Genomic DNA, 21,421 nt, shown 5'->3' with positions numbered 1-21,421 from the left:
TGTTTTTTTTATATATTTGCCCCATGGAAAAAGAACAGCAAATATTCGGAATTAGAGCCATTATTGAAGCGATTCAATCTGGAGCAAGTATAGATAAAGTATATATTCAAAAAGAAGCCTCTGGGGAATTAATGAAAGATTTAATGAAGGCCATGAAAAGAGCCAACATCAATTTCTCCTATGTTCCTGTTGAAAAACTGAATAAACTAACACCTAACAATCACCAGGGAGCAGTTGCCACTATCTCTCCTATTTCCTTTTTTGATTTGGAAACATTAGTTGAAACTGTTTTGGAAAACGGTAAAAAACCTTTGTTTTTAATATTAGATCAAATATCAGATGCTCGTAATTTTGGTGCAATTATCAGAACGGCCGAATGTACAGGTGTAAACGGAATCATTATCCAAAAATCAGGTGCTGCACCTGTAAATGGAGATACTGTTAAAACTTCAGCTGGTGCAGTTTTCAATATTCCAATTTGTAAAGTTGAACATATCAAAGACGCTATTTTCCTATTACAGGCAAATGGCATTAAAACTATTGCTGCAACTGAGAAAACAGAGCACACCATTTACAATGTTGATTTTTCAGATGCTGTTGCCATCATAATGGGTTCTGAAGATCGCGGAGTAAATCCTTCAGTATTAAAAATTGTGGATGAAAAAGCAAAGTTACCTATGTTTGGAAGCATTGGTTCCTTAAACGTGTCTGTTGCTTGTGGCGCCTTTTTATATGAAGCCGTAAGACAAAGAAGCTAACGATTTTAGAAAGCAGAACTTAGATTTCAGAAAATATCAAAAACGAATTAGGACTCAGGCTCTGATTCGTTTTTTTCTTTTGGCACAATTTCATAATTTACTTCCTGATTAGAAATATAGTAATTCTGAAATTCGTCAAATTCTTCATGAACCTCTTCTTTAGGCGGATTAACAAAATTTCCGTTTTTATCAAAACGCTGCATAAATTTATCTTCCTCCGGATTATAATCAGGCATTTCCCAATCGTATTTAGGAACTTTTTTAAACTCAGGAGTTTGATAATAAAGCGCCAAAAACAATCCTGTAATTAATCCTGCCAAATGCCCTTCCCAAGAGACCGTATCATCTACCTTGGGAAATACATACCAAATCATTCCACCGTACATCATAATTACAGAAAGTGATAACGCAACTAAACGATAATATTTGGTAAAAATACCTTTGAAAAATATAAAAGAAAACAACACATAAATCAAACCACTTGCTCCTACATGGTAGCTTTCTCTACCAATAATCCACGTAATAATTCCTGAAATCAAAATGCCATATGTAATTACCTGAAAGGATAATTTTGAATAAAAAAACTGTAAAGTAGCTAACAAAACTAAAAGTGGTATGGAATTATTATACAAATGCTCCAAACCGGAATGTACAAAAGGACTAAAAATCACACCTTGTAATCCCGAAAAAGTTCTAGGATAGATTCCGTTCTCAACAAAATCAAAGTCAAAACGAATTTCGAGCCAATATACAAACCAAAGGAAGAACACAAAAAAAAGTGGTAAGCCAACTACTACATTAGTAAATTTGAAATGTTTATCCATTTATTTTCTTTTTAATAACTCAAGCAATTATAAAACCAAAAATAATAGAATGCTATTTTGTCAGACGAAACCTTTTTTTTTATTTATCGCACTTATATTTTTAGCCCTGATCGCAACGACATCCTTTTATCCCGTTGTCAAAACGGGATAAAAGATATAGTGGAGAGCAGGAATAGCTTCAAATAAAAATAGTAATTTTACAGCATGGAAGCACCACTAGCAGAACGAATACGACCACAAAAATTAGATGAATACATCAGTCAATTACATTTGGTTGGCCCAAATGGTTCTTTGACACAACAAATTACCAAAGGAATTATCCCTTCATTAATCTTTTGGGGACCTCCAGGAACCGGAAAAACGACCTTAGCACAGATTATAGCACAGGAATCACAACGTCCTTTTTTTGTTTTAAGTGCAATCAATTCGGGTGTAAAAGACATACGTGATGTTATTGATAAAGCCAAACAATGCGGAGGACTTTTCACGGCCAAAAATCCGATTTTATTTATCGATGAGATTCATCGCTTTAGCAAATCACAACAGGATTCCTTATTAGCAGCAGTTGAAAAAGGCTGGATTACTCTTGTAGGTGCAACAACTGAAAATCCAAGTTTTGAAGTGATTCCGGCTTTACTATCAAGATGTCAGGTTTATGTTTTAAATGCGTTTACTAAAAGCGATTTAATAGCTTTACTAGAACGCGCGATGAAAACGGACACCTATTTAAAAGACAAAAAAATCCAACTCAAAGAAACCGAAGCCTTATTAAGACTTTCCGGAGGTGACGGACGTAAACTGTTGAATATTTTCGAATTAATAATCAATGCTTCTGCCTCAGATGAAATTATTATTACCAATGACAGAGTACTGGAATTAGTTCAGCAAAACACAGTTCTCTATGACAAAACGGGAGAACAACATTATGACATTATTTCGGCATTTATTAAATCTATTCGTGGTAGCGATCCTAACGGAGCAGTCTATTGGTTAGCTCGAATGATTGAAGGTGGCGAAGATGTAAAATTTATCGCCCGAAGATTACTTATTTCTGCAAGTGAAGACATTGGAAATGCTAATCCAACGGCATTAATCATGGCTAACAATACTTTTCAGGCTGTAACTACTATTGGCTATCCTGAAAGCCGAATTTTATTAAGTCAATGTGCTATTTATTTAGCTACTTCACCAAAAAGTAACGCTTCTTACATGGCCATAAATACAGCACAACAAATTGTAAAACAAACTGGCGATTTATCTGTACCGATACATTTGCGAAATGCTCCCACTAAATTAATGAAAGAATTAGGATATGGCGAAGAATATAAATATTCGCATGATTATGCTAACAATTTTGCCGAACAAGAATATTTACCAGAAGAAATTAAAAACACAGCTATCTACGTTCCGGGAAATAATTCCAGAGAAAATTCAACCCGGGATTTCCTTAAAAACCGTTGGAAAGACAAATACGATTATTAAAGAAATTAGAAATAAAAAACAGATTTCAGACTAGATGATAAACATTCTTAATCTGAAATCTGTATAAATAGCTATCGGGACTGAAAGCTGAATTAAAACTTAACGTTTATTTTTTCTGAAACTAACTGATCATTTTGGAAATATTCAAAAAACCATTGATTGTCTTTTTTAACCAAAACACCCTGCTGATTTCCTTTTTGTGCTAAGAAAGAATTTGCATCCGAAGTTTTATAAATTTTCATAATAACACTTGGTTTACTATCGATTAGTTGAAAATTACCTCCTGCTAATGGTTGTGCAAAAAGTTGTTCATTAGAATCAATCACAGGATTCACAATAGTTTGAACCGGAGCAGTTACAGTCGCAGAAACAACTTCTTTAGCTTTTTCAACTTTCTCTACTTTTTGTTCAACAGCAGCATTAACACCTCCATTATATTGATATTCTAAAGCGTAAACTGATTCAAAAGCCTTATTTAGGGCCTCATTGTAGGCTTGTTGAAAATCTTTTTCTCTACTTAAACCAATCTCTGACTGATAAACAATTTTACCATAACAATCCTTAAATGTTAGATATAATTTCGTTGTTAAAAAGCCACTGTCTTTTACAATATCGTAATTCAAAACAGCGCATCTATTGATTTCATTTGGAACAACCTGATTAGAATAATACACATCAAATCCTACTTTATTCAAATTAAATTTTGACAAAGTAGCCATTCGATATTGATTTTCTGATTTCAAAAATTCGTATTTCAAAGGAACAATAACCGTTTTATAATCGTTTAAGGATTGCGCTATACCAAAACTGGAAACAAGCAATAGAAGTAATAGAAATTGTTTTTTCATATAAATATTGTTTAAAATAGTTTGTAATCTTATAGAGTTGTATTTTTAAAAAAAGTTGCTTGCAAAGCACATTTTAAAAAAATTACCTATTGCTATAAATAATTCTTAAGTTCTAATAAATGATTGATTTGTTTAATATTGCTGTCTACAGCTTCGTTGTTTTCATTAAAATAAATTGCTTCCATTCCAGCCTCTAATGCTCCTATTACATCAGCTTCAATAGAATCTCCTATCATCACACTTGTTTCTTTTTTGGCTTGAGCCAAATTCAAAGCATAATCAAAAATAATAGGATTTGGTTTTTTTACACCCGCCATTTCCGAATTAGTGACAGTAGAAAAGTAAGCACTTAAATTCGCATTATTTAATTTCTTAACCTGCACATGGGCAAAACCATTGGTAATAATATGCAAATTGTATTTTCTATTTAGGTATTCCAAAATTTCAAAAGTCCCTTCAAAAAGATGGTTATTATCAGTTAGCAAATCAATATATTCTTGTGCAATATTATCAATTTCAACATCTGAGATAGAATAACCAATCGCATCAAAAGACAATTTTAACCGATCATAACGCAACTGTTGATGTGTAATTTTATCATATTGGTACAATTTCCAACAGGCCTGATTAATTGGAATATAATGTTTAATGAAAGATTCAATAGCAACCTCTGGATGATTTCGGGTGAAAATAGTTTCGAAGGTTATTTTCGAATTTTTGTCAAAATCCCAAAGCGTATGATCTAAATCAAAAAACACATCTTTTATATTATCAATTCTCATTTTCGCTTTTAAAATATTCCTTCATCTACAAAACTATAATATTTTGTCTCAGTCACAATCAAATGATCTAAAACTTTAACATCTAGACTGTCACCGGCTAATTTTAATTTCTTTGTAATTTGCTTATCAGCATCACTTGGAATCAATGCCCCTGAAGGATGATTATGGCATAAAATTAATGCTGTTGCTCCTCTCTCTAACGCCAATTTAAAAACCAAACGGACATCCACTAATGTCCCTGTAATTCCTCCTATACTTAATTGGGTTTTTGAAATAACCTTATTGGAATTATTTAGATACAAAATCCAAAATTCCTCATGAGGCAACTCACCAATAATAGGCTGCATGATTTCGAAAACTATCTTACTCGAAGTAATTTTGGTTAATTCAACGGTTTCTTCCGCCCTTCTCCTCCTTCCTAATTCCATCGCAGCAACGATAGAAATTGCTTTAGCTTCACCAATACCTTTAAATTGCATCAATTGACTTAAACTGAGTTTCCCTAATGCATTTAGATTATTAGAAACACTTGCCAAAATTCTTTTGCTTAAATCCACCGCCGATTCGTTTCGACTTCCTGAACCAATCAAGATAGCAATTAACTCGGCATCACTTAAGGCACTTTTGCCCTTAAGCATCAGTTTTTCTCTAGGCTTATCGTCTTCTGACCAATTGGTAATAGGGAAATGATTGTTTTCCATAGCAAAAGATTTAGTTTACAATAACTCACAATAAGTAAATATAAAACTAAATCTTTAAATTAAAATCTTTTTTCCTACAAAAAAACTAACCTATCAATTCTTTAACTTCGTCAAAATTCAATCCCCCATAATTTCCTGAACTCATCAATAGTAATGCCGAATTATCCAAATTCAAATTGAACAGATATTCTTTGAATTCAGCAGGATTGGTGTAAATAATTAAATCTTCACGATTGAAAGCTTTGGCAATTTGCTCATATGTTACTTCTTCCAATTGTTTAATCTTCACAGCATCAGGAGAGTAGAAAACTACTGCCGTATCAGCATGAGCCAATGCACCTTCGTATTCTTTTAAAAACTCAGCATTCAAACTGCTATAAGTATGCAATTCCAAACATGCTACTACAGTTCTGTCAGGATATTGTTCTTCAACTGCTTTTGTCGTTGCCGAAACTTTTGATGGCGAATGAGCAAAATCTTTATAAGCTACTTTATTTTTACTTTCTGCAATTTTTTCCAATCGTTTTGAAGCACCTTTAAAACTGGCAATTGCTTCATAAAAATCAGCTTCATCCACACCCATATTCTGGCAAATCCATTTGGCTCCGGCCAAATTATTCAAATTATGCGCACCAAAAACCTCAATTGGCATATCGCCTTCCGGAGTTTCTAATAAAGTAGTTCCGTTTTCAACTTTATAATTTGGTGTGTGATACGCAATTTTTCGAATTGGATTTGTCGCAGCTTCAGCCACACGGCGTACTTCTGAATCGTTTTCATTGTATACTAAAATTCCTCCATTGGTAATTTTACCAATAAAAATTTCAAACTGCTCCACATAATTTTCATACGTTGGAAACACATTGATATGATCCCATGCAATTCCTGAAATCAAGGCTATATTGGGTTGGTACAAATGAAATTTAGGTCGTCTGTCAATTGGTGAAGACAAATATTCATCACCTTCCAGAACCATAAAATCATTTTCTTCTGTAAGATGCACCATAGTATCAAAACCTTCTAATTGCGCACCTACCATATAATCTACCTCAATACCATGGTAATGCATAACATGTAAAATCATTGAAGTAATAGTCGTTTTCCCATGAGAACCACCAATAACTACACGCGTTTTATTTTTAGATTGTTCGTATAAAAATTCTGGATACGAATAGATTTTCAAACCCAATTCCTGTGCTTTCAACAATTCAGGATTATCCGCTTTGGCATGCATCCCTAAAATGATTGCATCAATATCCGCGGTAATTTTTTCTGGGAACCACCCTAGTTCGGCTGGAAGAATTCCTTTCTTCTCTAAACGTGATTTAGACGGTTCAAAAATAGCATCATCGCTTCCTGTAACCTGATATCCTTTATTATGCAATGCTAAAGCCAGATTATGCATAGCACTTCCGCCAATAGCTATAAAATGTGTTTTCATATTAGTATCGCTTATGCGTATTATTATCTTTAATTATTGTTCTTCTTTTTATATTCTTCTAAAATTGCCTGCGCTTTATCAGGAGATTTCATTTTGTTGGCATACAAATTGGCTAACTTTTGATAGGTTTTTTTCGAATTCCCCACAGCAATTGCTTTTTTATATTGTTGCTCAGCTAGCGCATATCTTTTACAATATTCTTCAATATGACCACGGGACAAATAGCCATCAACTGCTGAAATCTTAGACAACTCATTTGAATACTGAATGGCTTTTTTTTCACTTCCGCCCAAAATTCCCGGCAATTGTAAATTCAATTCAATCAATGCCCATCTGGCTTCGATATGTTTCGGATTTAATTCTATCGCCTTTTCAAAATTTGACTGCACTTCATCAATCATCCCTAAAGCCTTGAATTTATTCACTTCTAAAGCTTTCATTCCTAAAACACCGCCGTATTTAAAATAATAATTAGCTTCAGAAGGTTTCGTTTTCTTTAATTTACCATAATGCAACAAAGCTTCATCCCAGTCTTTACTGTGGCCAGCAATATCGCCTAAATATTCGATGATTTTTATATTCGATGGATTTTTTTTCAAAAGCACTTCAAACATTGGCTTTGCCTGTTCCAATTTACCTTCTTCAAATAATTGCTGTGCTTTCTCAAAATTTACCTGAGAAAAAACTGCAAATGGAACCAAAAAAAACAAAATCAATATTCTTTTCATGCTTCAAAAATAAGGAATTTAAAAGCGAATTAATTTTAAAACAAAATAAATTTAAAACAAAAAAGAAACCCAACAAACAAAAAGTCTGTTGGGTTCTTACTATTATAAACCTAAAATTTATCGAGCAATTGTTATTTCATCGATAATGTTTTTTGCACCAGCATATTTATCAATTATCCAAAGTACATAACGAATATCCACACAAATAGTACGTTGTAATTGCTTATCAAAAATAACATCACCTGCCATTGCTTCTATATTTCCGTCAAAAGCAACTCCTATTAATTCTCCCTTTCCATTCATTACCGGAGAACCTGAATTTCCTCCAGTAATATCGTTATCTGTTAAGAAATTCACCGGCATAAATCCGCTTTTATCAGCATATTGCCCAAAATCTTTAGCTTTATTTAAATCTAATAAGCGTGAAGGTAAATCAAACTCTGCATCACCTGCTTTGTATTTTTTTACCATACTACTCATATCAGTATAATTATTGATTTTGGCATCATTACGAGGATCTTTTGGTAAAGCACGAACCTTTCCGTAAGTCAATCTTAAAGTAGAATTGGCATCTGGATATTTTATTGAATTCAAGCCAGAAATTCTTAATCCTTCAACTAATTTGCGGTACGCTTTTTCAAATTGATCATCAGCTAAAATTTGTTTTTCTGATTTCTCTCTGTATCTAGTCAATACATCATTTGAAATCAACAACAATGGATCATTCTCTATTTTAGAAGCATCTGGATTTTTCAAATAAGCTTCAATTTTAGCTTTAGAAGACAAAACACTTGTTGCCAAAGCATTAGTAACATCATTTGTAAAATCACCATTATTGGCTTTACTCATTTTAGCAACTAAAGGAGACAAACCATATTCCGTCGCTTTTTTGGCATATAAATTCAATTGAGCCGTTAATACATCTTTCTCTAAAGCTTCATTAATAGTTCCATAATTAGCCTCTACAAAAGCTTTAATTTTAGGCAACATTTCCGCACGTTTGGCTTCATTTTCTTTAGCATACTGAATCAACCCTGCTCCTAAACTAGCTGATGCTGACGCATAGATAGACGTTCGTGTCATTAACATCAAATAATTATCGTGACGGGCTTTTAAATTTGTATTTTTATAATACTCATTGATTACCGAAACAACATTTCCATAAACCGCTTTGTTTTCTTTTTTATTGGCCCAATTATCAAAAGCCTTTTCTTCTTTTTCCTTGGTCATTGCAGTTTGTGCCTTAGTCAAAGAATTAATCATCCCCTGACGGTTTTTCCAATAATTAGCAGTTGATGCATATTTGCTAGCATAAGCTAAACGAACCGACACATCCTTATCCATGTACTTTTTCATTTGATCCATACCGGTTTTAGCGGCTTCTACCCATGCAGGATATGCGTAACTCACGTTTTGCTTAATCCCTCCAGCAGGCATCCAACGATTAGTACGTCCTGGATATCCCAAAATCATCGCAAAATCATCTTCAGCTATACCTTTGATACTAACTGGCAAATGGTGTTTAGGCTTTAATGGCACATTTTCTTTTGAATATTGCGCAGGATTTCCATCTTTGTCCGCATAAACACGGAACATTGAAAAATCTCCGGTTTGACGAGGCCATTCCCAGTTATCAGTATCTCCACCAAACTTTCCTATACTTTCAGGAGGAGTTCCTACTAAGCGAACATCCGTATAATCCTGATAAACAAAATAGTAATATTCATTTCCTTGAAAAAAAGGACGAACAGAAACAACATATTTTCCATTTTCGTTATTTTCTTTTTCAATTAAACTCATTTCTCGCTGAATGATTTTATTGCGTTCCTCTTCAGTCATTTTATCATTTACTTTTGATAAAATTCTTTTGGTACAATCGTCCATTCTCACAAAAAAACGTACATAAAGCGATTTAGGCTTCATTTCCTGACTACGGTCTTTAGCCCAAAACCCATCTCGCAAATAATTTTGCTCTTCAGTAGAAAGTTCAGCAATTGCATTATAACCACAGTGATGATTAGTAAGCAATAAACCGGTATTAGAAACAATTTCGGCAGTACAGCCTCCATTAAATTGCACAATAGCATCTTTCAAACTATGATGATTAATACTGTAAATTTCTTCAGCTGTTAACTGTAAACCCATTTTTTCCATATCTCTATGGTTCAGCCTTTCTATAAACATCAAGAACCACATTCCTTCATCGGCTCTTGCAGGCAAAGCCAATAAACAGGCTGTTACGAATAAGATAATTTTTTTCATTATTTAATTGAATTTATGTTGCTAATTTAATTGTTTTCACAAATCAAAAAACCGGATATGACTGAAAAAAGAAAGTTGAAATATTAGTGTTAAATAATAAGCAAAAACAAATATTTTTTTGAATACAAATTAGTTTTTAATAATTAAAACTACTGGAAAAGAAAAACTAACCAGAACAGTTTTTACAACTCATACGCAATAAAACCATAAAAACATATTCACTTTGCTTTTTCCATACCAAAAAAACTATAATTTTTAAGCTAATAAATAACACTAAACAAACATTATCGTAACATCAGCCCTATACTTTTGCCATAATTAATAAGATGAATTATCTAATAGAAATATTTGATTAATACATCTTTAAATCTCAAAAGCGTGAAAATATTTTATGCCATTCAGGCAACAGGAAACGGACACATCAGCAGGGCTACTCAATTATATCCTTATTTGCAAAAATTTGGTGAAGTCGACTTTTTCCTTAGTGGTTGCAACGCAAGTTTAGATCTAAAAATACCCATTAAATATAAAAGCAAAGGTCTTAGTTTACATTACAGCAAATGCGGAGGATTAAATTACTGGGATATTGCCAAAAACATCCGACCACGCCAAATTTACAAAGATGCTGATGCTTTGCCGTTAAAAAAATATGATGTAATTATCAATGATTTTGACTCGATTACTTCTTTAGCATGCAAAATGCAAAAAGTCCATTCGGCACAATTAGGACACCAAGCTAGTTTTATTTCGACAAATACACCAAGACCTGAAAAGAAAAGCTTGATGGGCGAAATGATTTTAAAACATTATGCTACAGCTCCCAAAAATATCGGCCTTCATTTTGAAAAATATGATTCCTTTATACTTCCCCCAATTATCAAAGACGAAATCGTTCAAGCCCAACCTACGAATTTAAAACACATCACTGTGTATTTACCTTCATTTGACAAAGACTGTCTGGAAAAAGCTTTTAATAAAGTTTCTGATATTCACTTCCATTGGTTTTTACAGGGAATTGAATTCAAACACACCATAGGCAACATCACCTATTTTCCGGTAAATCAAAAAAAATTTAATGAAAGCCTGATTTCCTGTGAAGGCATTATCACCGGAGGCGGATTTGAAACACCTGCTGAAGCCTTACATCTGGGTAAAAAAGTTCTTTCAATTCCTATAAAAGATCATTACGAACAGGAATGTAATGCTGCCGCTTTGAAAAAAATGGGAGTCCCTGTTGTTTATGAAGTTGGAAAAAATTTCGACGAAATCATTAAAAACTGGCTAAACCAAAATATTATTTATCCTGAAATGGCTGCCAATAATATTCGAGAAACATTGGAATATTTGTTTGACACCTATCGTAATTAAAATTACAAAAAAATATTTTAAAAATAAACCTACAAAAAAGAAGGCTTTTTCAAAAAAATAATTATTTTTAATGCTATTTTTCGCATTATTCCCAACTGTTTGGGAAAGAATGTGCTCTATAGAATAAAAAGTTATTATGAAAAAAATCCTGTTACTTATCGCACTTATTTCAACATCTGTTTTTGCCCAAAAAAATCAAAAATCTTGGAATAAAGTAATCACCTTAGAAAAAGATGGAAAAATAAAATCGGCTAAGGAAATTGTAGATAGAATTTATGAAAGGTCAATTTCAAAAAACGATGAAGAGCAATTGATAAAATGCTTTTTTTATCAATCTAAATACTTACAAACATTAGACGAAAATGCTCAATCCAAAATCTTAAATCATTTAAAAACGGATATTAGTAGAGTTTCTACTCCTTCAAAAGCGATTTTGAATTTAGTTTACGCTAAATGCCTGAATGATTACCTTAATCAAAATAGGTATAAAAGAGAAAATATTACCACTACCAGCAATCCTGACAACAATTACCTATTGTGGTCTAATACTGAATTTGAAAACCAAATAGAAAAGTATTACAACAATAGTTTAATTGACAGATCAACTATAAAAAACACTTCTCTTGCTCTGTACGAAGCTATATTTGATTATTACAATCAGGAAATATTCAAAACCGAAAATTTGTATGAATATTTACTGGAAGAAAACATCAATTATTACAATTCAAAAATTCAGCATTGGAATTTTAAAAAAAGTGACTTCAATTACTTAAAAGAGTATTTATTTGGGGATTCTGTCTCTTTTAAAGAAATCAACTTCGACTTTGTCAAAGAAAAAAATCTTCAAAAAACCTTGCAATTATTTCAGGAGAGAGAACAAAATAATCAATCTGTTGAAAATCAGCTGAATCGTATTATTTTTTGCAAAACCCATCTTGTAAATGACAATGAAGCTTATCTAAAAGCGTTAACTAAGCTGCAAAAACAATCAAAAACGGCAATCAGCCTACAAAAAATTCAATTCGAGAAAGCAACAATCTTTAACAATCTTGCTTCCAAAGAAACGCATCCTGATTATAAGATAAAATCCATAGCTTTATTTGACAGTATTATAGCGATTCAAAATCATTCGAATACTTACAAACAAGCTCATCTAAGCAGACATACTTTATTAGAAAAAAACCTCAGCATCCAACTGGAAAAATACATTTATCCTAACCAAAATCACCGTGCTTTTATAAGTTTTAAAAATATAGACAGTGTAAAGATTAGCTTTTATAAAATAAAGCAAAGTGAGATGCAATTCTTGAATTTCAATTACAATAAAAAAGATAGTATTCTAAATGAATTTATATTACATCACATTCCAATACAAACCGAAAATTATAGTTTAAAAAATCCAAAAGACTATTTTGACCATACAACAGAACTACTTTTACCTCAACTAAAAAAAGGAATTTATCTTGCTATTTTTGAAAGTACTAGTGCCAAAAAAGATGATAAAGCATATGGATTTGAAACAATTATAGCTACCAATTTTAGTCTGCTGTCCGAAACAAAAAAAGACAGAGACTACTATCATGTTTTAGACCGAAAAACCGGAATTCCTATTGAGAATGTACAAATTGATTCGGAAGATTTCGTGGGTAAGACAGATAAAACAGGAACTCTTTTTAACACAAGAGGAAAAGACGAAAATTTTCAAAGAAATATTGTTCTAACTAAGGACAATGATACTCTTCCACTCTACACCAATTATATTAATATCTTAAATGAATTCGAAAAAAATAAAACAGTAAAAGCAAAAGTTCAATTCTATCTGGACAGAGCCATTTATCGCCCTGGTCAAACCGTTTATTACAAAGGCATCGCTTTGCAGCAAAAAGCTAATATAACTTCAGTTGTTGCGAATACTTCTTTTAAAATTACTTTTGAAGACGTTAATAACAAAACAATCAAAGAACTTGATTTAATTACAAATGAGTTTGGTTCCTTTTCGGGAGAATTTAAGTTACCCCAAACAGGATTATCCGGCAATTATTCTATTCAGGCAGAAGAACCGGATGATTATGAAAAAGACAACATATATGATAAAACAAAAGAGGAACATCCGTTTTGGGATAATGTAACTTTTGAAAATTCATATCTTTCTTTTCGCGTAGAAGAATACAAGAGACCTAAGTTTGAAATTACTATAAATCCTTTAACCGAGAGTTACAAAGTCAACCAAAAATTAACCGTTACCGGTAATGCAAAATCTTTTTCCGGAGCAAATGTAACTGATGCAAAAGTTACTTACGAAATTAGACAGGAGACCTATAATATTAATCCATACGGTACTTATGAATGGCTCGGATTTACAGGAATGCAATTAATTACTCAATCTGAAACTAAAACTGATAATAGAGGAAATTTTAGCATTGATTTTATTGCAAAACCCGATACATTAGCTGTAAAAGAAAAACTACCTGTTTTTAGCTATCGAATTAAAGTCACCGTAACTGATATCAATGGCGAAACACAAACTAAGGAAGACTTAATTACTAATGTGGGCTATCATACTCTAAAACTAAAAGCAGATATTCCTAAAACCATTGAAACCAAAAACAAAACCAGTATAAAACTGGAAAGTAATAATCTCAACGACGCTTTTGTTGCTACAAATGGGGAGATTAAAATATACCGTATTCGTAATGCTGAAAATAAATTCAAACCAAGAGTTTGGCAAAAACCAGAAATAGAAATAATCTCAGATTCTGAATTTGAACAACTCTTTCCTTTTGAAAAAAATGAAAAACCAATTTCTGAAAAAGAAACCGGAGTATTAGTGCATTCTTTGACAATAAACACTCTAAAAGATAAAGAAATTCCGCTGGACTTTATGACGGATTATCCATCTGGAAACTACAAGCTGGTATTCTCGGCTAAAGATGCATTCGACAATCTCGTTGAAAATAGTTCCCGTTTTGATTTAATTCAGAGTAAAGACAACATAAATCCTAACCAACTTTTCACCCTGGAACAATTGAATTCAAATCCTAAAAAAGATGGTTTTGTAACAATTAAAATTCAAAGTATCATTCCTAATCTCTATATTAATACAATTGCTAATTATAAATACTGGAATTTCTTAGACGAAAACCATTTCTTAAAAGACAATGAAATAATACTAAACATTCCACTTAAAGATGAATTTGAAAATACAGTAACTATAAATTGCACAAGCATTTTTGAGAATACGGTTTTTAATCAAAGTCTAAATGTTGCTCTAAAAAAAGAAGAACCTAAACTGGAATTTGAAATTGAAAGTTTCAGAAGTAAAATTGAACCTGGAAAATTGGAAAATTGGTCTTTTAAACTCAATGCTACCAACACAAAACTGGAATCAGAAATTTTAGCTTCGATGTATGACAAATCTTTGGATCAATTTGCCAATAAAAATTGGGATAATTTAGATTTTAATGACTACAACAATTATTACCCAACAAATTTTAAAAGCCCTTTTGGTTTCCAAAAAACCTTTACAAATATTAAAAACCTAAACAGCTATTTAGGCTATTTCAAAACAGAAAATGAGAAAACTAAATTAATGTGGTTTGGATTTAATTTCAATAATTCTAACACCTATTTTTCCAATAATGAGTACCAAAAACACCTCCATAAAAACAGCAGTAGGCCACAGAATGCTAAACTAATTTCAGGAATTATCTCTAGTAACAACGAGCCATTGGCCGGAGTTAGTGTTTATATAAAGGGAACTAATCGAATGACAACATCTGACTTTGAAGGTTACTATCAAATAGAAGCAGCAGTAGGTGAAATACTAGTTTTCAGCTATGTTGGTTTCCTTGACAAAGAAGAAAAAATAACATCTAAACAAATAGACATTGAATTAGAAGAAGATAAAAATGCATTACAGGAAGTAGTTGTTGTAGGTTATGGCACACAGAAAAAAAGTGACCTTACAGGAGCTATTACGTCAATTAAAGATAAAAAAATTGGTGCTGAAACTATAAAAGGCGATCCAAACAATGTAATTGAAGAAGTAGACGATCAAGTTTATAGTACTGCCGCAATTTCAATGGCATTACAAGGAAGAGTTTCCGGCTTGATTTCAAATGACAGTTTATCAGGAAAGAAATTATCAACAATTAAAGCGAGAACTAATCTTTCTGAAACCGCATTCTTTTATCCACATCTTAAAACCGATTCCAAAGGAAAAATCAGTTTTAATTTCACATCACCAGAGGCTTTAACTTCATGGAAGTTGCGTTTATTGGCACACAACAAAAATGCCGTAACTGGATATTTAGAAAAAAATGTGATTACCCAAAAAGAGTTAATGGTTGTACCTAATTTCCCAAGATTCTTTAGAGAAAAAGACAGCATTACAATTAGTGCTAAAATTGCCAATATTACGCGCCAAAACAAAACAGGCATTGCTCAATTACAATTTTTTGACGCTATAACAATGCAGCCTGTTGATTTAAAAATGGCTAACACAAAAAACATCCGGTATTTTAACATCGATGCTTATGGAAACACAACAACAATCTGGAAAATATACATTCCTGAAGGCTTACAAGCCGTTCAATACCGCATTGTCGCAAAAGCTGGGAATTATTCGGATGGAGAAGAAAATATACTTCCTGTTTTAACGAACAACATTCTCGTAACTGAAAGCCAGTCCATTTGGGTTCGTGACAACGCAACGAAAACATATACTTTTGATAATCTAAAAAACAACAACTCAACTACACTTAAAAACCATCTGTTAACATTAGAGTATACCTCAAATCCGATCTGGCTTGCCTTGCAATCCTTACCTTATTTAATGGAATACGAGCATGAATGTGCCGAACAGACTTTTGCCCGTTTTTATGCCAATGCACTAGCTTCTGCAATTATTTCCAGTAATCCTAAGATTTCAGACTTATTTGAAAACTGGAGAAAAAATGGAAAATTAAATTCGAAATTGGAAGAAAACGAAGCATTAAAATCAATTATTCTTGCCGAAACACCTTGGCTAAACGATGCTAAAACCGAAACCGAAAAGAAAAACAAAATGGCTTTGCTATTTGATTTCGAAAAAATGAAAAATTCTCAGGATGCTGCTTTTAACAAATTAAAACAAAAACAACTTGCATCAGGTGGATTTGCCTGGTTTGACGGCGACAGAGAAAACGAATACATTAGTCGTCATATTCTGGCAGGTTTGGGGCATTTGGCTAAACTAACACCTGGTCCGGAAACCTATCTAAAAGTGGATGAAATTGCTAAAAAAGGAATTCCGTATTTAGATGCTAAATTCTTAAATAATCACACAAAAAGAATTAAAATGGTAAGCTCAAACAACAAATTGATTTGGGCAAATCCGTATTCTGATTTGCACTATTTGTACACGAGAAGTTTTTACATCGCCAAATATCCTTTGTCCGATACTTTAAAAAAGACAACTAAATTATATCTGGAAACGGCCACAAAAGAATGGCTCAACTATTCACTTTACGAAAAAGGATTAGCAGCGCTTACATTATATCGCTTTGGCGAAAAAGAAACAGCAAAAAAAATTATTGAAAGTCTAAAAGAATCTGCCTCAAACAACGAAGACTGGGGCATGTATTGGATTGCAAACAAATCTGGTTGGTATTGGTATCAGGCACCTATAGAAACACAAGCCCTGCTTATCGAAGCCTTCTCGGAAATTACAACTGACACAAAATCTATCGATGCAATGAAAGTCTGGTTGCTAAAAAATAAACAAACTAAAAACTGGCCAACAACTAAATCAACCACCGAAGCCGTCTATGCATTACTGATGCAGGGAACAGACTGGTTAAGTGTAAAAGACAATACCGTTTTTAAAATTGGCAATGAAAAGATTTTGACTAAAAAATTATCTGAGAACGAAAAAGAAGCAGGAACAGGTTATCTAAAACTCAACTGGCAAGCTAATGAAATACAAAAAAACATGGCTACAGTTACTATTCAAAACAAGTCAAAAGTCCCAGGTTTTGGCGGGGTTTATTGGCAATATTTTGAAGATTTAGACAAGGTTAAAACCGACAGTACAAATGTACTTTCGGTTTCAAAAGAATTATATCTTAAAAATTCAGATTCAAAAGGATTTGTATTAAACAAATTAACAACAAACAATCAATTAAAAATTGGCAATCTAGTTACCGTTAGATTAATTATAACTGCTAAAGAAAATATGGATTTTGTTCACTTAAAAGACTTAAGAGCTTCCTGTTTTGAACCTTTAGATGTTTTATCTTCTTATGATTACAAGAATGGTTTAGCGTTTTACAAGAGCACAAAAGATGCAGCAACGCATTTCTTTTTTGATAAAATAAACAAAGGCACCTATATTTTAGAATATGATATAAGAGTCAATAATCGTGGCGATTTCTCTAATGGAATAACGAGTATACAAAGTATGTACGCACCTGAATATTCCAGTCATACTGAAGGAATAAGAGTTAAGGTAAAATAAAACCGAAGCACCTTTCTGATAAAAAAACCACTAAAGAATCTAATTCCTTAGTGGTTTTGTATTTATTTCAAAGTGAGTTCTACTCATTCAACATTTTCCAAAGTTTATCTTTCAACTCTGTTAATCCTTGTTGGGCAACAGAAGAAATAAACAAATATGGCACCTCTTTGAAAGCTTCGTCTAATTCAACTTTTAATTCGGCTTTCAGTTCATCATCCAGCATATCACATTTAGTAATAATCAAAAGACGCTCTTTGTCTAACATCTCCGGATTGTATTTGGTCAATTCGTTAACCAAAATATCATATTCAGCCTTGATATCTGGAGCATCTACCGGAACCATAAAAAGTAAGGTAGAATTACGTTCAATATGTCTCAGGAAATAATGTCCCAATCCTTTTCCTTCGGCAGCTCCTTCAATAATCCCCGGAATATCAGCAATCACAAAAGACTGAAAATCTCTGTAAGACACAATTCCAAGGTTTGGTTTTAAAGTCGTAAACGGATAATCGGCAATCTTAGGTTTTGCAGAAGTCAAAACGGAAAGCAAAGTTGATTTACCCGCATTTGGAAATCCAACCAAACCAACATCAGCTAAAACTTTTAATTCTAAAATAACGTCCATTTCAGTCCCTGGTAATCCAGGTTGCGCGTAACGCGGAGTTTGATTAGTCGAACTTCTAAAATGCCAGTTTCCTAGTCCTCCTTTTCCACCTTTAGCTAAAATTTTACGCTCACCGTCTTCGGTAATTTCAAACAATACCTCTCCCGTATCTTTATCTCTCACCACTGTTCCTAGAGGCACTTCAATATATTTATCTTCTCCATCAGCACCGGTACTACGGTCACTACCTCCATCTCCACCGTGTCCGGCTTTGATATGACGGGCAAATTTTAAATGAAACAAAGTCCAAAGTCCTTTATTACCAACTAAAACAACATGGCCACCACGACCTCCATCTCCTCCATCAGGACCTCCTTTTTCAATAAATTTTTCTCTATGTAAATGCGTAGAACCTTTCCCCCCTTTTCCGGAAGAAACAAATATTTTTACGTAATCTACAAAATTCCCCTCTGTCATGTTTTTTTATTATTCAGTGGCAGTAGTCAGCCTTTTAGTGATCAGTTATTACTGAATACTAAAAACTGGATACTGAACACTATTTCTTAATTGCTTTTATTAATACTTTATCGATTTTCACACCGTCCATGTCCATAATTTCAAATTCAAATCTGTGCCAAATGAATTTTTCTCCTTGTTTAGGAATACGTGACAATTCCGTCATGATTAATCCACTTAAAGTGGTTACTTCATAATCACTCAACAATTCGTCCAAATCAAAATAAGTCAAGAAATCATGTAACGAATAATGCCCGTCAACTAACCAACTTCCATCTTCTCTTTCTATCAACTGGAAATCTTCTTTATAAAAATCAGATGCATTTCCAACCAATGCTTCCAGAATATCATTTAGCGTAATAATTCCCTGAAAAATACCGTATTCATCGGCAATAATTGCATAATGAACACCTGTTTTTTTGAAATTTTCCAAGGCATTATAAGCCGTTGTATGTTCCATCATATAAGGAGCATCGGTTAAAATATTTTCTAAATTGAAATTATTTTCATCAATTGTAGCAAAAATATTTTTCAAACTCACCACACCTACAATTTCATCAAAATTATCTTTGTAGACTGGATAAAAAGAATGCAGTTCCTGAAGCATAAATTCTTTCACCTGATTTTTATCGGCTTCCAATGGCAATAACACCACTGATTTTCGATGCGTCATTAATGAATTTACTTTTCGGTCACCAATGTGAAAAACACGTTCCACAATATCTTGTTCAATTTCCTGAACTTCCCCTACTTCAGTTCCTTCTTTTATAATAGCTTTAATTTCTTCTTCTGTAACCTTTCCGTCAGCTGTGGGTTTTATTTGCAAAATATTCAACAAAAATTCTGTCGAATGTGTCAATAACCAAATAAACGGCGCTGTTACAATCGAAACAATTTTCATGGGCATTGCCACTGATTTTGCAATTGCTTCGGGATAATTCAATCCAATTCGTTTAGGCAATAATTCTCCCAAAACCAAAGAAAAAAAAGTCAAAATTACAACTACAATCCCAACAGCAAGAGAATGCGCGTAAGGTTTTAATAATTCAAAACTCAAAACAAAAACCTCAACATCAGCCGTAACTTTATCACCGCTAAAAATACCTGTAAGAATTCCAATTAAAGTAATTCCGATTTGAACCGTTGATAAAAATTTGTTTGGCGAGTTGGCCAGTTCCAGTGCAATTTGCGCACTATTATTTCCTTTTTTTGCTGAATTTTCTAGTCTGGATTTTCTAGCCGAAATCAATGCGATTTCTGACATCGAAAAAAGTCCATTTAAAATAATCAAAAAAAGAATGATTAATAATTCCATTTATTTTGTTTTGGTTTTAAAAATTTAAAGTTTAAGGTTACCAAAAATATTTTAGCAACTTTAAACTTTAAATAACAAGCAATTTTAATTATAAATTATCAATTACGCTGCTTAAACGTTCTGTGATTTCAGCAATCGAACCAATTCCGTTTACTGCAAAAAATTTACCTTGTCCTTTGTAAAAATCAATTAGCGGAGCCGTTTTCTCGTTATACTCCTGATATCTGTTACGAATTTTTTCTTCGTCCTGATCATCAGCTCTTCCTGAAGTTTTTCCTCTTTCTAACAAACGAGCTACAAGAATTTCATCATCTGCTTCTAAAGCAACTGTTGCAGTAATCTCTTCATTTTTAGATTCTAAAAATGCATCTAAAGCCTGAGCCTGAGCTATTGTTCTAGGAAAACCATCAAATAAAAAACCTGCTGAATCTGGGTTAGCTTCTACTTCACTTTGTAACATTTTAATTGTTACTTCATCAGGAACTAATTCTCCATTGTTGATGTATGTTTGCGCTAATTTCCCTAACTCGGTTTCATTTTTGATATTAAATCTGAAAATATCACCTGTCGAAAGGTGAGTCAAATTGTATTTTTCTTTTAAAAATTCAGCTTGAGTTCCTTTTCCAGCTCCAGGTTTCCCAAATAAAACAATGTTCGTCATTTTTTTAATTGTTTAGTTATTTTATTCTTTTAGTTGATAAACTTCCGGTAAATTTCGACCTAAACCATCGTAGTCCAGACCAAAACCTACTATAAATTTGTTTGGTATTTGTATGCCTATATAATCAATCTTCACTTCTTTTTTGTAGGCATCTGGCTTTAAAAACAGAGTCGCAATCTTAAAATGCTTTGGATTTTGTTGTTTAAATAACTCTTTCAACGCTACAATAGTATGTCCGGTATCAATGATATCTTCAATAATTACCACCGTACGTCCTGTTAAATCCTGATTCAGACCAATTAATTGTTTTACCTCATTGGTCGAACTCATTCCTTCATAAGAAGCCATTTTTACAAAACTCACTTCACATGGTTTACTGTAGTGTTTCACAAAATCAGAAACCACCATAAATGAACCATTCAAAACGCCCACAAAAACTGGGATTTCATCTGCAAAATCATCTTCAATTTGCGCTACCATTTGCTTAATCGCAAAATCAATTTCTTCGGCAGAAATAAAAGGCACAAATTCTTTATCATGAAGTTGAATCATGAACTAACATCTTAAAAATAATTCGCAAAGATATGGATTTCAGGAATGTGTTTTGCATTTGATTTTTAATTTGTATTTTTAAA

Annotated in this window: 15 protein-coding genes; 4 read left to right on the top strand and 11 right to left on the bottom strand. The window is 32.7% G+C overall.

All coding sequences use genetic code 11. The features are described 5' to 3' along the window. The first annotated feature begins 23 nt into the window (after positions 1 to 23). Complete coding sequence (gene rlmB, locus AAEO59_RS03160) at positions 24 to 758, top strand: 23S rRNA (guanosine(2251)-2'-O)-methyltransferase RlmB (RefSeq protein WP_341699303.1); 735 nt, start codon at positions 24 to 26, stop codon at positions 756 to 758. Between the two features lie 47 nt (positions 759 to 805). Here rlmB and AAEO59_RS03155 read toward each other — a convergent pair whose 3' ends face one another. After that, on the bottom strand, positions 806 to 1,582 hold the full coding sequence (locus AAEO59_RS03155) for a rhomboid family intramembrane serine protease (protein ID WP_341699302.1): 777 nt from the start codon (positions 1,580 to 1,582) through the stop codon (positions 806 to 808). A 204-nt stretch (positions 1,583 to 1,786) separates the two neighbouring features. Here AAEO59_RS03155 and AAEO59_RS03150 point away from each other — a divergent pair, with 204 nt between their 5' ends. After that, the gene (locus AAEO59_RS03150) at positions 1,787 to 3,064 is read left to right on the top strand and encodes a replication-associated recombination protein A (protein WP_341699301.1); all 1,278 of its coding nucleotides are present in this window, start codon (positions 1,787 to 1,789) and stop codon (positions 3,062 to 3,064) included. Positions 3,065 to 3,156: 92 nt separating this feature from the next. Here the strand turns inward: AAEO59_RS03150 and AAEO59_RS03145 are convergent, their stop codons facing one another. From AAEO59_RS03145 to AAEO59_RS03120, 6 genes are all read right to left on the bottom strand, one after another. Further along, complete coding sequence (locus AAEO59_RS03145; RefSeq protein WP_341699300.1) at positions 3,157 to 3,912, bottom strand: hypothetical protein; 756 nt, start codon at positions 3,910 to 3,912, stop codon at positions 3,157 to 3,159. Between the two features lie 92 nt (positions 3,913 to 4,004). Next, complete coding sequence (locus AAEO59_RS03140; RefSeq protein ID WP_341699299.1) at positions 4,005 to 4,694, bottom strand: YjjG family noncanonical pyrimidine nucleotidase; 690 nt, start codon at positions 4,692 to 4,694, stop codon at positions 4,005 to 4,007. 8 nt (positions 4,695 to 4,702) lie between these two features. Further along, entirely contained in the window at positions 4,703 to 5,395 is a 693-nt protein-coding gene (radC, locus tag AAEO59_RS03135) for a RadC family protein (protein WP_341699298.1), read from the bottom strand. An 85-nt stretch (positions 5,396 to 5,480) separates the two neighbouring features. Next, positions 5,481 to 6,836 (bottom strand): UDP-N-acetylmuramate--L-alanine ligase, encoded by a 1,356-nt coding sequence (locus AAEO59_RS03130; protein WP_341699297.1) that lies wholly within the window; start codon positions 6,834 to 6,836, stop codon positions 5,481 to 5,483. A 29-nt stretch (positions 6,837 to 6,865) separates the two neighbouring features. Continuing rightward, the gene (locus AAEO59_RS03125) at positions 6,866 to 7,564 is read right to left on the bottom strand and encodes a tetratricopeptide repeat protein (protein WP_341699296.1); all 699 of its coding nucleotides are present in this window, start codon (positions 7,562 to 7,564) and stop codon (positions 6,866 to 6,868) included. 117 nt (positions 7,565 to 7,681) lie between these two features. Further along, positions 7,682 to 9,826, bottom strand: coding sequence for a S46 family peptidase (locus AAEO59_RS03120; RefSeq protein WP_341699295.1), 2,145 nt, complete (start codon positions 9,824 to 9,826; stop codon positions 7,682 to 7,684). Positions 9,827 to 10,204: 378 nt separating this feature from the next. Between AAEO59_RS03120 and AAEO59_RS03115 the strand changes: the two genes are divergently transcribed. Both AAEO59_RS03115 and AAEO59_RS03110 read left to right on the top strand, forming a co-directional pair. Beyond that, complete coding sequence (locus AAEO59_RS03115; RefSeq protein WP_341699294.1) at positions 10,205 to 11,194, top strand: glycosyltransferase family protein; 990 nt, start codon at positions 10,205 to 10,207, stop codon at positions 11,192 to 11,194. 136 nt (positions 11,195 to 11,330) lie between these two features. Then, positions 11,331 to 17,690 carry an alpha-2-macroglobulin family protein gene (locus AAEO59_RS03110; protein WP_341699293.1) on the top strand — a complete coding sequence of 2,120 codons (6,360 nt, stop codon included), beginning with the start codon at positions 11,331 to 11,333 and terminating at the stop codon, positions 17,688 to 17,690. Between the two features lie 79 nt (positions 17,691 to 17,769). Here the strand turns inward: AAEO59_RS03110 and obgE are convergent, their stop codons facing one another. The 4 genes from obgE to hpt form a co-directional block, all read right to left on the bottom strand. Then, complete coding sequence (gene obgE / locus AAEO59_RS03105; RefSeq protein ID WP_341699292.1) at positions 17,770 to 18,771, bottom strand: GTPase ObgE; 1,002 nt, start codon at positions 18,769 to 18,771, stop codon at positions 17,770 to 17,772. Positions 18,772 to 18,850: 79 nt separating this feature from the next. Continuing rightward, positions 18,851 to 20,125 (bottom strand): hemolysin family protein, encoded by a 1,275-nt coding sequence (locus AAEO59_RS03100; protein WP_341699291.1) that lies wholly within the window; start codon positions 20,123 to 20,125, stop codon positions 18,851 to 18,853. A gap of 88 nt (positions 20,126 to 20,213) precedes the next feature. Then, on the bottom strand, positions 20,214 to 20,786 hold the full coding sequence (locus AAEO59_RS03095) for an adenylate kinase (protein ID WP_341699290.1): 573 nt from the start codon (positions 20,784 to 20,786) through the stop codon (positions 20,214 to 20,216). A 21-nt stretch (positions 20,787 to 20,807) separates the two neighbouring features. Next, positions 20,808 to 21,338, bottom strand: a complete 531-nt coding sequence (hpt, locus tag AAEO59_RS03090) for a hypoxanthine phosphoribosyltransferase (RefSeq protein WP_341699289.1) — start codon at positions 21,336 to 21,338, stop codon at positions 20,808 to 20,810. Between the last annotated feature and the right edge of the window lie 83 nt (positions 21,339 to 21,421).

Source organism: Flavobacterium flavipallidum, from assembly GCF_038289905.1.
Classification (GTDB): Bacteria; Bacteroidota; Bacteroidia; order Flavobacteriales; family Flavobacteriaceae; genus Flavobacterium; species Flavobacterium flavipallidum.
Note: the sequence above shows the minus strand (reverse complement) of the source record. Positions and strands in the feature narration are given on the sequence as shown.